At 51.6% G+C, this 14703-nt stretch carries 14 protein-coding genes; 8 read left to right on the top strand and 6 right to left on the bottom strand.

Annotated features, from left to right (window positions below; all coding sequences use genetic code 11):
• Positions 1-124: 124 nt before the first annotated feature.
• Positions 125-697 carry a serine O-acetyltransferase gene (gene cysE, locus KO087_RS07205; RefSeq protein WP_215508602.1) on the bottom strand — a complete coding sequence of 191 codons (573 nt, stop codon included), beginning with the start codon at positions 695-697 and terminating at the stop codon, positions 125-127.
• A gap of 3 nt (positions 698-700) precedes the next feature.
• Positions 701-1618 carry a cysteine synthase A gene (gene cysK / locus KO087_RS07200; protein WP_215508601.1) on the bottom strand — a complete coding sequence of 306 codons (918 nt, stop codon included), beginning with the start codon at positions 1616-1618 and terminating at the stop codon, positions 701-703.
• A gap of 809 nt (positions 1619-2427) precedes the next feature.
• Between cysK and KO087_RS07195 the strand changes: the two genes are divergently transcribed.
• Complete coding sequence (locus KO087_RS07195; RefSeq protein WP_215508600.1) at positions 2428-3378, top strand: magnesium transporter CorA family protein; 951 nt, start codon at positions 2428-2430, stop codon at positions 3376-3378.
• Positions 3379-3691: 313 nt separating this feature from the next.
• On the opposite strand, the gene KO087_RS07190 is transcribed toward KO087_RS07195, so the two are convergent.
• Positions 3692-4132 (bottom strand): universal stress protein, encoded by a 441-nt coding sequence (locus tag KO087_RS07190; protein ID WP_215508599.1) that lies wholly within the window; start codon positions 4130-4132, stop codon positions 3692-3694.
• 143 nt (positions 4133-4275) lie between these two features.
• On the opposite strand from KO087_RS07190, the gene KO087_RS07185 reads away from it, so the two are divergent.
• From KO087_RS07185 to KO087_RS07155, 7 genes are all read left to right on the top strand, one after another.
• Positions 4276-5130, top strand: coding sequence for a pirin family protein (locus tag KO087_RS07185; protein ID WP_215508598.1), 855 nt, complete (start codon positions 4276-4278; stop codon positions 5128-5130).
• A gap of 169 nt (positions 5131-5299) precedes the next feature.
• Positions 5300-6088, top strand: coding sequence for an MBL fold metallo-hydrolase (locus KO087_RS07180; protein WP_215508597.1), 789 nt, complete (start codon positions 5300-5302; stop codon positions 6086-6088).
• A 9-nt stretch (positions 6089-6097) separates the two neighbouring features.
• On the top strand, positions 6098-6856 hold the full coding sequence (gene surE, locus KO087_RS07175; RefSeq protein WP_215508596.1) for a 5'/3'-nucleotidase SurE: 759 nt from the start codon (positions 6098-6100) through the stop codon (positions 6854-6856).
• Positions 6849-7757, top strand: a complete 909-nt coding sequence (locus KO087_RS07170) for a DMT family transporter (protein WP_215508595.1) — start codon at positions 6849-6851, stop codon at positions 7755-7757. Before surE ends, KO087_RS07170 begins: the two co-directional genes overlap by 8 nt.
• Positions 7758-7831: 74 nt before the next feature.
• Positions 7832-8614, top strand: coding sequence for a hypothetical protein (locus tag KO087_RS07165; RefSeq protein WP_215508594.1), 783 nt, complete (start codon positions 7832-7834; stop codon positions 8612-8614).
• Positions 8611-8922: a divalent cation tolerance protein CutA gene (gene cutA / locus KO087_RS07160; protein WP_215508593.1), complete on the top strand. Its 312-nt coding sequence runs from the start codon at positions 8611-8613 to the stop codon at positions 8920-8922. Before KO087_RS07165 ends, cutA begins: the two co-directional genes overlap by 4 nt.
• Positions 8923-9001: 79 nt before the next feature.
• Complete coding sequence (locus KO087_RS07155; protein ID WP_215508592.1) at positions 9002-9829, top strand: deoxyribonuclease IV; 828 nt, start codon at positions 9002-9004, stop codon at positions 9827-9829.
• Here the strand turns inward: KO087_RS07155 and glpK are convergent.
• The 3 genes from glpK to KO087_RS07140 form a co-directional block, all read right to left on the bottom strand.
• Positions 9817-11298, bottom strand: a complete 1482-nt coding sequence (gene glpK, locus KO087_RS07150; protein WP_215508591.1) for a glycerol kinase GlpK — start codon at positions 11296-11298, stop codon at positions 9817-9819. The genes KO087_RS07155 and glpK overlap by 13 nt on opposite strands.
• A 326-nt stretch (positions 11299-11624) precedes the next feature.
• Positions 11625-13832: an S-layer homology domain-containing protein gene (locus KO087_RS07145; RefSeq protein WP_215508590.1), complete on the bottom strand. Its 2208-nt coding sequence runs from the start codon at positions 13830-13832 to the stop codon at positions 11625-11627.
• A gap of 312 nt (positions 13833-14144) precedes the next feature.
• Positions 14145-14702, bottom strand: coding sequence for a chromate transporter (locus tag KO087_RS07140; RefSeq protein ID WP_251374961.1), 558 nt, complete (start codon positions 14700-14702; stop codon positions 14145-14147).
• Position 14703: the final 1 nt, after the last annotated feature.

Below are 14703 nucleotides of genomic sequence, written 5' to 3'. Positions count from 1 at the left end.
ATTCTTTTGAAAACAATTTCAATACAAAAAGAAAGGAAAAGAAAAAACGCCTCCCGAGGAGACGCTTTTCATAGCCTTTTGATGCACCGCCGATGGAAATTGGTGCAGAGAGGCGGCTCGTAATTTAGCGGGCAGATACCTTGGAGGCGTGATGGGGGAGAGAAAACTGAAAATCCGCCGTTTTCGGGTGGGCATTTTCCGCCGGTACCCCCACCACCGTCGTGTTGTCCGCCACGGGATCCAGCACCACGGCACCGGCCCCGACCTTGGCCCCTTCGCCGATGGTAATGGGGCCCAAAACCGTGGCCCTCGCGCCGATCATGGCGCCGTCTTTCACCGTGGGATGGCGCTTGGTTTTGCTCAGGCCGCGGCCGCCTAACGTGACCCCGTGATACAACGTGACGTCGTCGCCGATTTCCGCCGTCTCGCCGATGACCACGCCCATGCCGTGGTCGATAAACAACCGCTCGCCGATGATAGCCCCCGGGTGGATCTCGATCCCCGTTTTTCTGCGGGCCCGGTGGGAAAGAAAGCGGGCCAGGGTGGTGTGGCCCTTTTTATACAGCCGATGGGCGCGGCGATGGCTCAACAGCGCCGCCACCATGGGGTAGAGAAACATGGCTTCAAACAAATTTCTGCAGGCCGGGTCCTTTTCTAATATCACTCGGCCGATTTTTATGCGCTCCTTAAATAACATAGCCTAAAAAAGCTCCGTGGACATGTACCGTTCGGCGGCATCGGGCAGCACGGTGACGATAGTTCCTTCGAAGCGCTCCGAAAGCTTCAGGGCGGCCGCCACATTGGCGCCGGAAGAAATGCCCACGCTCAGGCCCTCTTCTGCGCTTAATCGCTTCGCCATGGCAATGGCCTCATCGCCTTCGATGGTCATGACCTCGTCCACCACCTCGGGATCGTAATTGCCGGGAATGAAATTGGCGCCGATGCCTTGAATCTTGTGGGTGCCCGCTTTATTTTCCGTAATCAACGGGCTTTCCGCCGGCTCAATGCCCACGATATACGTGGCGGGATTTTCCGCCTTTAAGGCGCGACCCACGCCGGTGACCGTGCCGCCGGTGCCGATGCCCGCTACAAACACCGCCACATCGCCGTCAAGGGCCGACAAAATCTCCGGCCCCGTGGTGAGCTCGTGAATGCGGGGGTTGGCCGGGTTGTTAAATTGATCCGGCAAGAAATACTCGCCGGTGGCCGCCATTTCCTTGGCCTTGTCCACGGCCCCTTGCATGCCCCCCTCTTCGATTAAAATCAGCTCCGCGCCGAAAGAGCGAATCAACGCCTTGCGCTCGTCGCTCATGGAGGCGGGCATGACGATGGCCACATCATAGCCCAATTGCTTGCCCACCAACGCCAGGGCGATCCCCGTGTTGCCCGACGTGGGCTCCACAATCTTCATGCCCGGCGTGAGCACGCCGCGGTTCACCGCATCTTCGATCATGTGATAAGCCACCCGATCCTTAATGGATGCGGCGGGATTATTCTTTTCCAACTTGGCGTAAATGCGGCCGCCACCCATGGTTAATTGCACGAGGGGCGTCTTTCCGACTGTATCTAAAATATTCACTGCAAAACCAACCTTTCTGCTTCGAATTGCTTTGGTCATTGTATCGCGTAGAAAGGGGGTTGTAAACCATATTTGCTTTAAAATATTGAGGACAAAATATTCCTCCTGCTTGCGAATGCGCAAGCAAGAGGAATAGGAAAAGAGTTTTTGTTTTTTTATTCTCTGAATTTGTGATTTGCATATGATTATTTTCAATTCTTTTTCTCATTTCTTGTTCTTGGTTTTCAGTGGCCCACTATTTGCAAGTAAATTTATTCAATTTCTTTCACACCATAGCTTCATCAACGACTTCCGGGGGAGGGAAAAAGGGCGTTAATTCAGTGGTGATAGATTTTTAAAAGCGTAGCTAATGTTAGAAATTCAAGAAACTTTCTTCGCTTGAATATTCATTCTTACATGGCTTTGAGACCCGGGGAAGGGGCTAGGGCGTTGCGATTCGCCCTCTGCCCCTTCCCCGGGGCCCCATCCCCATCCACCCACAAACGCCTTTTAGCAGTGCAAATGCCTGACGGCATTTGATTTGTATTGGGCTTCTTCGTTTTTGAATCATTTTGATTTGGGCAAGCAATTTTCGTTGACTAATTTGTTTCTTCGCCCACCTCACATTCTTCTTCCCGCGACGCATCCCAATTAGTAGAAAATGGCGCAGGCATTTTCTTACAACTTAGGCGCGGCCAAAAAAAGGTGGGGACGGGGAAAATGCGGCCTTCCGCAAAGAAAAAAGTCGCTTGAATTCATCTCTTCGGCTATGGAAATAAAACCGCGCAAGGTGTAGAGTTTAATCAGAAGCTTATGGGAAAAATCGCCCATTGCAAATAGATTCACACATGATGACCTGAGGAGATGTCATGAAATACTATGTTTACAACCATGATCAAATGTACAGCGTAAGGACTGAGGATTTATCAGAGAATGACACCTGCCGATGGGTTCATCTCATCGACCCGACGGAGGAGGAGATTCGGTCCTTGTCACAAAAATACAAAGTGCCCGAAAGCGTCCTCTCTTCCGTCGCCGACCCCGGGGAGGTGGCCCGAAGCGACGGCCGGGAGAGTTCGACCTACGATTTATTTATTCTCCGCTATCCGGTGGAGGTGGCGAAAGGCATTTACGAAACCCGGCCCTTGGCGATGATTAACACTGAGGAGGTGGTCATCACTGTAAAATACCAAGATGATCGGGCCTTCTCCGGCTTTTTAGAGAACAAAGGGCATCGCCTGATCAAAGACGAAAATTTTCCGAAAGAGAAAACCCTCGTCGACCTGGCTTACCATATCTGTAAATCCTATATTGATCTGACAAAAGACATTAACGCGCGCATCGAAGTGCTGGAGGGGGACATGGCCCGCTCGACGAAGAGCGAGACCATTCAACAACTCATCAAACTGTCGAGAAGTTTGATCCGCTTTTCCATGGCCACGGAGAATAACGAGTTCGTCTTACACGATTTGTTTCACCTGGATTCGCTGAACAGCTCCCCTTCCAGAAACCAACTGCTCAATGGTTTAAAAGTTGAAAGTACACAAGCGCGGGTCATGGTAAAAGAAGCATCGGTGACAGTAGAAAAACTGTCCGATCTCTATTCCAGTCTCGTGGGCAATAATTTAAATGACGTCATGAAGACCCTCACCTCCATTACCATCCTCTTGACCGTCCCCACCATTATCGGCGGTTACTGGGGCATGAACACCTCGCTGCCCTTTTCAGAAGAGCCCCACGCTTTTTGGTGGCTTTTGGGGCTTACCTTTGCCGTTATTATCTTGATGTACTTTTATTTGAAAAGGAGAGACTATCTGTAATTTTCCTTTACTCGGCGAGTATTTGCAGTCAAATAGGCACACGTGTTGTGATTAGCGAACCAAATTTCTCTTTCTTAGCTGATATCTTCGCGATTCTTTCCGGGGAAGGGGCAGAGGGCGAATCGCAACGCCCTGGCCCCTTCCCCGGGTTTCAGAACCGTGTAATACTGTAATTTAAGCGAAAAATAAATCAACGCGTCTTTCAGTCGGCTACGTATATCAACTATTTGTCATCCGCAGAATCCTTCCAATTTTAAAAAAGAAACAAAGAGAAATAAAAAAAGCGCCCTGCCGAAGCAAGGTGCTTTATAAATTAAATTCTGCAGTTTACTTTATTGACCAATACGGGGACCTTGGCCGCATTCAATACCCTGTCCGATACGGAGCCTAAAAGAGTTCTGGAGAAGCCGCCTAAGCCGCGACTGCCGATGACGATGAGATCCACATCTTTTTCTTCGGAGCATTTGACGATTTCTTCCGATGCCCGGCCCACGCGAACGCAGGTTTCCACCTCACCCTTGGTTTCGATGGTGTTCAAAGCCTTGTCCAGGATTTGCTCGCCGCGCAGGGCTTGCGCTTTTTTAAAATCCGTGGAAAGGAAATTGCCGGGATAATGTTCGATCACATTGGCGTCTGTTAAAACAGTAAGAATGATCAGCTTCGAACCGAAATTTTCAGCCAACAATTCCGCCTCTTTCAGCGCACAGTAAGAGTCTTGAGAACCGTCGACGGGGACTAAAATTTTCTTAAACATAGATACGCCTCCTTTGTATTTATATACCATAGTCGCCCTTTCTTTAAACAAATTACATCGAAATATCCGCCAAATAAAAAAATAATTTCAGGGTATCAATAAAAAGCAAGCAAAATAAGCAACAGAAAGAGAAAGGAACTGCGATGATTCGAAAAATTAAGCGCGTGGTTCGCGGCGAAGCAGGCGTCGACGGCGCCGGCGTGCACCTGACCCACGTCTTGAGCCGCCACACCATGCACGACACCGATCCCTTGCTTTTATTAGATGCCTTCGATGCCACCGATCTCGCCGATTACGTGGCGGGCTTTCCCATGCATCCCCACCGCGGCATCGAGACCATCTCCTATGTAGTGGAAGGCAGCATGGTGCATCGAGATTCCCTGGGCAATGAAGACGCCGTTACAGACGGCGGCATTCAATGGATGACGGCAGGGGGCGGCATCCTCCACGAGGAAAAACTCCCGCCGGTGAAGCGCCTCTTCGGCGTGCAGCTCTGGCTGAATATGAAGAAAGAAGATAAATTCGCTCCGCCCGCCTACCTGGCCATCGAAAAAGACAGCATTCCGGAAATCCCCTTCGACGGCGGCTATGTGCGCCTTTTGGCGGGAAGCTACGAAGGCCGCGAAGGCCATCTCTCCGACTATGTGCCCGTAAATTACTACGACGTCCACATCGAGCCCGGCGGCACATTCCATACCAAAGTGAGCGAGCGGGCGAACATTACCCTCTTCGCCCTCGTGGGAAGCCCCACTGTGGAAGGGGAGCCCGTAGATCACTTCGATGCCGCCATACTCGCAGGCGGCGATGAAATCCGCATCGCCAACGATACGGAAGAGGAAATCGCCGTGCTGGTCTTTATGGCCGAGCCCATTGACGAGCCCATCGCCTGGTGGCCCGGGCCCATCGTCATGAACACGGAAGAGGAACTGAAAGAAGCCTACGACGAAATCAAAGCCGGCACCTTCATCAAAGATGCCATTCACATGCGTAGGGAATAAATTCAGAAAAGCTGCAAGATAATATGATTTTCCCCGAAATCGGAGGCCATCCGGTTTCGGGGATTTTTTTGTGGTCGTTTTGTAAAATTCCGGTGGGGCGCGCAAGAAGAATGTGTTTCCTCTCTTTTCCCCGGCGAAGAGTTTGCTATAATAGGCTGTGGAGGAAACTATGAAATTTTGTGCACTGGCCAGTGGCAGCAGCGGCAACTGCCAATATATAGAAACGAACGAAAAAAAGATTTTAATCGACGCGGGTTTAAGCGGCAAGGCCATCGAGGAAAATTTACGGGCCGTGGGTGTGGAGCCTTCGGAACTGGACGGCATTTTCGTCACCCACGAGCACAGCGATCACGTAAAGGGCGTGGGGATTTTGGCCCGCCGCTGGGGCCTGGATGTCTTCGCCAATGAAAACACCTGGCAGGCCATGGCGAAGACGGTGAAGCGCATTGACGATCACAAGCGCCACGTCTTTCTCACCCAGCAGCCTTTTTCTTACGGGGACATTGACATTGTGCCCATGGGGCTCTTTCACGACGCCGCCGAGGGCACGGGCTTTGTGATCCGCTCCGGGGGCAAGAAGCTTTCCGTGCTCACGGACACGGGCTGGGTGAATACGTCCATGCTGGAGAAGATGAGCGGCAGTGATCTCTATTACATCGAGAGCAATCACGACGCGGATATGCTGGAAAACGGGCCCTATTCCCGCATGTTGAAGGATCGAATCGCATCGACCCGGGGCCATTTGTCCAACGAGCACTGCGGGGAGCTTTTGACGGGGCTGTTGGAGAAGAAGGGCGAGTTTGTGATCTTGGCCCATTTGTCTGAGGAGAATAATCGCCCCCTGTTGGCGGCGAGAGCCACCCGGGAAATTTTGGCGGAACACGCCATTTACGAAGGCAGGGATTTTATTTTGGAAGTGGCCAAGGCCAAGGTGCCTTCCCGCTTCATCGAGCTCTAAGGAGGAAGCATGAAAATTCTTTTAACCAACGACGACGGGTATTTTGCGCCGGGTATACAAGCTTTGGCCAAGGTGTTGGCCGAGGAACACGAGGTGGTAGTGATTGCACCGGAGGAAGAGCATTCCGGCCAAAGCCACGCCATTACCATTAAGCATTCTCTGATCGTAAAACCTGTGGAAATCGAAGGGGTGGACGTGGCGGCCTATAGCGTGAGCGGCACGCCGGCGGACTGTGTGCGGGCGGGGCTCGATAAGATTGTGCCCTTCAAGCCCGATGTGATTTTCTCCGGTTGCAATGCGGGCTACAATGCGGGCATGGACATTATTTATTCCGGAACGGTGAGCGCCGCCTTGGAAGGGGTGCTTTTGGGGATTCCCTCCGTGGCCGTCAGCGCCCGCTGGGTCAAGGGCCAATGCCGCTACGACACGGCAGCGGCTGTGGCGAAAAAGATTTTCGACAAGGTGAAGAAGCCTTTCCTTTCTTCGGCGAAGCCCATGGTGTTGAATATTAATGTGCCTTATTTAGACGAGGAGGATTTAAAGGGCCTTTGCGTGGCGGAAATCGGCTCCAATGCCTACGACTATTATTTTGAAGAGGAAATCGAAGGGGAGCGCCGCCTCACCTTAAAGGGCAGAAGCACCATGGAACACCTTTCGGGCACGGATCGCTACTATTTGGAGCGGGATTATGTCACGGTGACACCGGTGGTCTACGGCATGGCGGATCCGGAGGAGATGGACCGGCTGAAGAGTTGGTTAGATGACTAGGGCGCTCTCGAAAAAGGCACGGGCCAATCTCATGCTTCTCGCTCTGGCCATGATTTGGGGCGGCTGTTTCGTGGCGGCGAAAATCGCCATGGAAAGTTTCGACGCCTATTTCATTATGGTGCTGCGTTTTTTTGCAGGGGCGGCGGCCCTGTGTTTGCTCTTTCCTAAGGAGCGGAAAAAGATCGACAGGATCACGGTAATCGGGGCATCGGAAGTGAGCCTTTTAATGGCGGTGAGCACGGCCTTTCAAATGGAGGGCTTGAAATTTACGACGCCTGCCAATCAAACCTTTATTCTCGTCATCTACGTGGTGCTCGTGCCCCTTATTCGCTTCGTCATCGCCGGGATTCGTCCGGGCAAGCACATGGTGGTGGCGGCCATACTTACGGTCATCGGCGTGGGCTTTTTGACCCTGGGTCCCTCCCTCGTACTCAACCGCGGAGACGCCCTGAGCTTTATTATGGCCCTTCTTTTTTCCATCGAAATTATTCGCATCGACCACTACATGCCCAAAGTTCAAAGCGCCATCGCCTTTACCATGGTGCAACTTTTCGTGGCGGGGCTCGCCTCGATCGTGATCTTTTTCATTTTCGGCGAGGGCACGGTCATCGCCCCCGTGACCCACAAGACGTTCCTGGCCATGGGCTACATCGTGCTCTTGAACACGGTGGTGGCTTTTTACCTGCAAAACGGCGCCCAACGGGACGCAAACCCCGAGGAGAGCGCCTTGATTATGAGCACGGAATCCCTTTTTGGCACCTTCGCCGCCTATTTTTTCGCCGGCGAGGTCTTTTATCCGAAGAAGATTTTGGGCTGCGTCCTGATCCTCACCGGGCAATTCGTGTCCCAGGCTTTGCCCGCCATTCGAAAAATCAACGGCAAACGACGAATTTCTGCGTAAAAAATCGTGGGATGTCTCCCTGTCTTGGGTATAAGTAAAGGCAAACCCTATTCAACATCCGAAAGGAGCTGCTTATGAAAAAAACAACCATGGAAATTTACAAAGCCATGTTCCCCAGTTTACTTATTTATCTTTTAATCGTCGCGGGATTCACCCAAATTTTTAATATGATGGGTTTGGGAACCGACGCCTTTATGACACCGGGGGCAAACCCCGCCATGCCCATGCCGGAATTTCACTTCGGCGCCATGGCAGGCGTGTCCCTTCTCGTTCACACGATTTATTTAATCGCCGTGGGCCTCGTGGGCTACGGCCTGATTCTCATGATCTATCGCATGGCTCGCTACGACACAACACCGGAATTTGTCGACGCTTTTTACTTTTTTAACCCGAAGCTTGTCTCTTCGATTGGCACTTATATTATCGAAAAAATTCTCACCGTCGTTTTTTTCTTCTTGCTCATTGTGCCGGCGATCATCTTTTCTCTGGCCATGGTGCCCCTAGGTGCCGTCATCGGCATCGACGGCATTCGCGGGCGAGAAGGCGCCTTTACGCCCATTAGAGAATCCTGGCAAATCACCAAGGGCCACAAGGGCATGATCTTCGGCCGCATGGCCATCGTCGTCATCATCGTTCTCGTGTTTTCCGGGGGCATCGGCTTGGCCGCTGCGGCATCGGGCATGACCCAGGGCGCGTTGATGAAGGTGATGAATGTCGTGAGCACGGTCATCTTCGGCCTCATCAGCTACGTCGCTGTAGTGGACGTTATTCGGGAACTCGTGGCCCGCGGCGCCTTCGATGCCATCGACCCGATTCATGAAGACATTGAGGATGATATGGAAGGGGAGGTTCTATGAGTTATTTAAAAGTTGAAATTTTCATACCGGAAGATTTCGTCGTGGAGCTCGCCAATGATTTAAACGAAGCGGATATTTTCCGCGAAGGCAATTACGATTACACCTTCAGCCTGACGAAGGTGGAAGGCCACTGGCGGCCCCTGGAGGGCGCCGATCCCTACGACGGCGTCATCGGTCAGGTGCAGACGCGGGAGGAAATGAAAATGGAATTTCGCATCGCCGAAGAGGATCGGGAAGAAGTACAGCGGATCATCGACCGCATCCACCCCTACGAAGTGCCGGTGGTAAACTACATTCCCCTAGCTTAGTTAAGTTCGTGCGAAAAGAGTGCCTGCGGGCACTTTTTTCTTGTGCCTTTTGAGGGTTTAAGAAGGAAAGGAAATTACTATGCTTAGGATCGGCTACCACACGTCGACGACTTCGGGCTTTGTCAAGGCCATGGAAGAGGTGAAGACCTATGGCGCGAATACATTTCAATTTTTCACCAGGAATCCCCGAGGCTCCAAGGCCCGGGCGCTGGATGTGGCGGACATGGAAAAGTTTATTCGCATGAAAAAAGAATTCGGCCCCATCGTCGCCCACGCCGCCTACACCATGAACCTGGCCTCGAGCCGGGAAGATGTGAGGGAAAAAAGCTTCGAGATCTTCACTTCAGACATGGATCTTCTCGCCCACTACCCGGAGGATACGGTCTACGTCTTTCATCCGGGAAGCCACACGAAAGACGGTGGGTCAGTGGGCATCCGCCGAATCATCGACGCCATGGATAAGGCGAAGGAATTATTTCCCCACCGGGCCATTTGCCTCGAGACCATGAGCGGCAAGGGCACGGAAATCGGCTGTCGCCTGGAGGAGATCGCAGAAATCATCGACGCCCTGGCATCGGAGGATGTGGGCGTGGTCTTGGACACCTGCCATTTGTTCAGCGCCGGCTACGATTTGTCGGATCCCGAGAAATTTTTTCATACCTTCGACGAATTAATCGGCATTGAAAAAATAAAGGCCGTCCACGTGAACGACTCCCTCACCCCATTCGGCGCAAAAAAAGATCGCCACGCACCGGTGGGTGCGGGCGAAATCGGTTTGGACGTCATCGGGCGGTTTCTCTACGCCGATCCCGTGAAGGGCCTTCCCATGATTTTGGAAACCCCGGGGGAGGGGGCGGATCACGAAAAAGAAATTCAGCGCCTAAACGCCTTCGGTCAATCCATGTGATTGGCCATGGTGACGGCGACGGCTTTTTTCCAGCGGGCGCGCTCCGCCGTGAGGTCGGCGTCTGAGGGGGCGAGCACTTGGGCCTTGGAGGCCCGTTTTTTTATGTCCGAAAGGTTCTTGTAAAGGCCACAGCCCATGCCCGCCATAAAGGCGGCGCCCAGCGCCGTAGTTTCCACCAGCGCCGGCCGGTGGACGGAGCGGTGAATGGCATCGGCCAAGGTCTTCATGAGGTAGTCGTTGTGGCTCACGCCGCCGTCGACGAGAATGCGGTCGTGGCTCGCTTGCAAATCTTTTTCCATGGCGTCGATAACATCGGCACTCATGTAGGCGATGGCATCCAGGGCCGCCTTCACTAAATGGGCTTTGGTGGTGGAGCGGCTGATGCCGAAAAGGGTGCCCCGGGCTTCCGGATCCCAATAGGGGGTGCCCAGGCCCGTAAAGGCGGGGACGAAGAGCATGGGATTTTTCTCCTTCACGCTTTCGGCCAAGGCCGCCGTCTCTTCCGGCGTGGCCACGAGGCCCAAGTCGTCTTTCAGCCACTGAATCACGCTGCCGCAGGCGAAAATGCTTCCCTCCATGGCGTAGATCGGCCCCTCGCCGATGTCCCAGGCGCAGGAGGAGAGGAGGCCGTGTTCGCTGATAATGGGTTTGTGCCCCGTATTCATCAGAACAAAGGCGCCGGTGCCGAAGGTGCTTTTCACTTCGCCCACCTCAAAGCATTGCTCGCCGAAGAGGGCGGATTGTTGATCGCCGATCATGCCCGTAATGGGAATGGCGATGCCGAAGTGTTCCGCCAAGGTGTTTCCGAAATGGGCCGCCGTAGGCAACACTTCCGGCAAACAGGCACGAGGAATGTTGAAAAGTTTTAACAACTCCTCGTCCCAATCCAAGGTGTGGATATTAAAGAGCATGGTGCGGGAGGCGTTGGAAATGTCCGTGCGGTGCACGCCGCCGGTTAAGTGGTAGAGGAGAAAGCTGTCTACGGTGCCGAAAAGGACCTCGCCTTTTTCCGCCTTCTCCCGCGCCCCTTCCACGTGGTCGAGGATGTAGGCAATTTTCGTGGCGGAAAAATAGGCGTCCACCTCAAGGCCTGTCTTTTCGCGGATCATATCGCCGTAGCCCGCCTCCTTCACGGCCTCCGCCCGATCGGCGGTGCGGCGGCATTGCCACACAATGGCCGGGGCGATGGCCCTGCCTGTTTTCTTGTCCCAAAGAATGGTGGTCTCCCGCTGATTGGTAATGCCCATGGCCACAATGTCTTTTCGATCCACCTGGGCCTGGGCGATGGCTTCGGCGCAGACGCCGACGGTGGTGGCTAAAATTTCCGCGGGATCCTGTTCCACCCAGCCCGGTTGGGGAAAGAATTGGCGGAAGGATTTTTGCGCCACGGAGATAACCCGGGCATCTTCGTCAAAGAGAATGGCCCGATTGGACGTGGTGCCCGCGTCGATGGCCAGAATGTATTTCATGATTCACCTCGGTTGAAAAATTCCCCGCAAGGGGGTGCAGTCTAGGATACAAGGGGCAAGGCCAGTTTCAGAACGATGCCTAAGACGGCGCCCAACATAATGAGTTTGATAAGATCCATTTTCTTCCAGTAGAGTACGCCACCGACGAAGGTGGCGCTGTGTCCTTTTAAGCAATTTGTAAAAAATTATACAATTTAATCTTCCAGGATTAACTCAAAATTATCTTTTTATTCCAAAATACATATTATCTATTTTTTATATGCATATCCATACGAAAATAGTGCTGATGATTTCTCACCAACACTATTTATTATAGAGCCAAATTTTTATTTATTTATTAGCTTCCAAACTTCTTCCAAAGAATTTTCATGGACTCTTGTACATATATGAGCATTAGATGCTTCTACTATATCATAATATGCCCAGTAAGTCTTATCCTTTAAATCTTTAAACTCCTTTATAACTAAATCTTTAAGGCCGTCTTGCCCTACATGTCTTTCAAACAGCCTGTTTAACATTGCCGCTGTTTCCGCCCTGGTTATTTCAGCATCCGGTTTAAAGGTATTGTCAGGATATCCCATGATTCTCTTGTTGCCGTAGCTTTGGTCTATGGCTTTTTTAAATTTGTAACCCTCTATATCGGTAAAAGGAGCCTTTGCATCATTCTTTTTATCGATGTGGCTAATAATTTGTGCCAGCTCGCCCCTGGTTATCTTTTCATCAGGCCTAAAAGCTTCTCCTGCTTTTTCCTCTAAAATTCCTTGCCTATAGGCAGCTTCGATATAGGGAGCACACCACTTATCTTTTCCTACGTCCTTGTAAAGGCCTTGGCCTTCAATTAAAGGATAGCCCTTTAACCTCACAACCATAGTCACCACTTCTGCCCTTGTCACCTTGCCTTCGGGCCTTACTGTTTTGTCAGGATAGCCTTTAATATAGGCTAGGTGGACTTCTTCTTTGGACTCGACTGGTTTCTTCTTATTCTTAGGTGTTACGGTTATTCCTGTTACGGTAGGATGTACGTCGGGAGCCTTCTCTTTTACCGTTACCGTGGCTTCTCCGAAGACCTTGTTGTCCGTATTGGATGTCGCTCTCACTTTGAGCGTCTTTGCGTTCTCGTCTTTAGCTACCGTAAGCGTTCCGTCAGCTGCGATCGACGTTCCTTCGTGCCCGCCTATAACGCTCCACGTAACCGTCTTATCGAAGTCTCCCGTTCCGCTGACAGTGGCTGCAAATGCCTGCGTCTTGCCCTTTCCTACGGTCGCATTCTTAGGTGTTACGGTTATTCTCGTTACGGTAGGCTCTACGACGGGAGCATTCTCTTTTACCGTTACCGTGGCTTCTCCGAAGACCTTGTTGTCCGCATTGGACGTTGCCCTTACCGTGAGCGTCTTTGCCGTTTCGTTCTTTCCTACTGTGAGAAGTCCGTTTGCATCGACCGACGTTCCTGCGCCGCCGCCGATCACGCTCCACGTAACGGTCCTGTCAAACTCGCCCTGTCCTACGACAGTGGCTGTGAACTGCTGCGTTTTGCCCTTTTCTACGGTCGCCGTTTCCGGAGTTACCATTACGCCTGCCAGGCTCACGATATTTATTTTACCGCTGAAGTGGACGTAGACTTCTCCCGTCAAGAATTTATAGGCATCGGCAGCAAATTCAACGGAGCCCGGCTTGTTCGGGTCGATCAGCTCGAACTCATCTCCGTTCAATCTGACGTTAACGAAGTTTTTCAGGTGCTTCTCATCGTTAAGTAAAGCGCCGTCGTAGTCTTTTATGATGCTGGATACTTTGCCGTTCTTTGCAAATCTCGTGATAGTTTGATCAGAGGCCCGGTAAAAACGCGGGACCTCAACGATTTCACCGGTCGTTGAGTTGATCTGTCCCACCCTGGAAAGATCGCTTATATGATTTCCCGTCAATATCAAGTTTTCCACATTTTTCATGTGATTGAATACGCTCGGGTCGGTGATGTCGTTATTCGATACGTCGATATTGTTGATGTTCATGTCGCTGAACACGGCGATATCTTCATCGGTAAGATGATTGCCGGAAGCGCTTAAGTACTCCCACTCCGTGCGCTTTGTCTTGAGCGGTGAAAGATCTCTTATACCCGTGTTGTTGATTTCGAGGTCAATCAAATCAATTTCCCCGTTTTCGATGAACGAGAGATCCTTGATCTTTGCTCCGTTGAGGTTGAGCCTTTTTAAATTTTTAAGGTTGGACAAAGCTGACGCATCCTCTATAGGGTTCCCCGCAAAATTCGCCCCTTTCAAATTCGTGCAATACTGCAGACCTTCGAGAGTGCGTATGCCTTTATTCATCCAGCCGTCACCGGTATATACTATACGCGAAAGTTCCTCAGGGGGAAGGTTGTAATCCGCCGGTTTACCGTAACGTTCATTCATCAGCTCTCGCAAAATAGGATCTTTGATCCTATACTCCTCCGCGAAAGCCTTTTGGGAAATCAGCGTCGGCGCCATCATCACGAACGCCAGGATCACCGCAAGGATGATCGAAAAATGCTTTCTTTTCATATGCGTCTCCTCCTTGATTTATAAATAATTTCGGATAGATACCGTTCGGGAAAAAGTGTTTGTACAAGAAGACCCGAACAATTGTCATGTACAAATAAAAACCATTTTGATAACTTTTTTTATTTTATTTCTCTCATTGATTTTTGTCAAGTTACATATCGAGATAGCTAAGAAAATATTATAAATCCACGGAGATAACCCGGGCGTCTTCGTCAAAGAGAATGGCCCGATTGGACGTGGTGCCCGCGTCGATGGCCAGAATGTATTTCATGATTCACCTCGGTTGAAAAATTCCCCGCAAGGGGGTGCAGTCTAGGATACAAGGGGCAAGGCCAGTTTCAGAACGATGCCTAAGACGGCGCCCAGCATAATAAGCTTGATAAGATCCATTTTTTTCGCATAGAGCACGCCGCCGACGACAAAGGTAATGAGGGCCACGATCTCCAGGCCGCCCCCTTCCGGCCACAGGGCGTTTTTAAACATGTCGTAGGAAGCGATAAAGATCAGGCCGATAATCCCCGCCTTGATTCCCCGAAGAAGCATGTCCATCAGGCGGAAGGAGCGTTTTTTCGTAAAGAGGAAGTAGGCCAAAGTCAGGATGATGATGGTTTGCGGCGCGGTGACCCCCGCCGTCGCCACCACGGAGCCTACGGGCCCGGCCACTTGGGCGCCGACAAAGGTGGCGCTGTTAATGGCAATGGGGCCCGGGGTCATTTGGCTGATGGTCACCAGATCCGTAAACTGGGTCATGGTAAGCCAGCCTTCCCGCTCCACGATAAATTGTTGGATCAGGGGAATGGTGGCGTAGCCGCCGCCGAAGGAGAAGAGGCCGATCTTAAAGAATTCATAAAATAATTTCGCAAGTAACATG

The organism is Peptoniphilus rachelemmaiella (assembly GCF_943169845.1).
GTDB classification, from domain to species: domain Bacteria; phylum Bacillota; class Clostridia; order Tissierellales; family Peptoniphilaceae; genus Aedoeadaptatus; species Aedoeadaptatus rachelemmaiella.
Note: the sequence above shows the minus strand (reverse complement) of the source record. Positions and strands in the feature narration are given on the sequence as shown.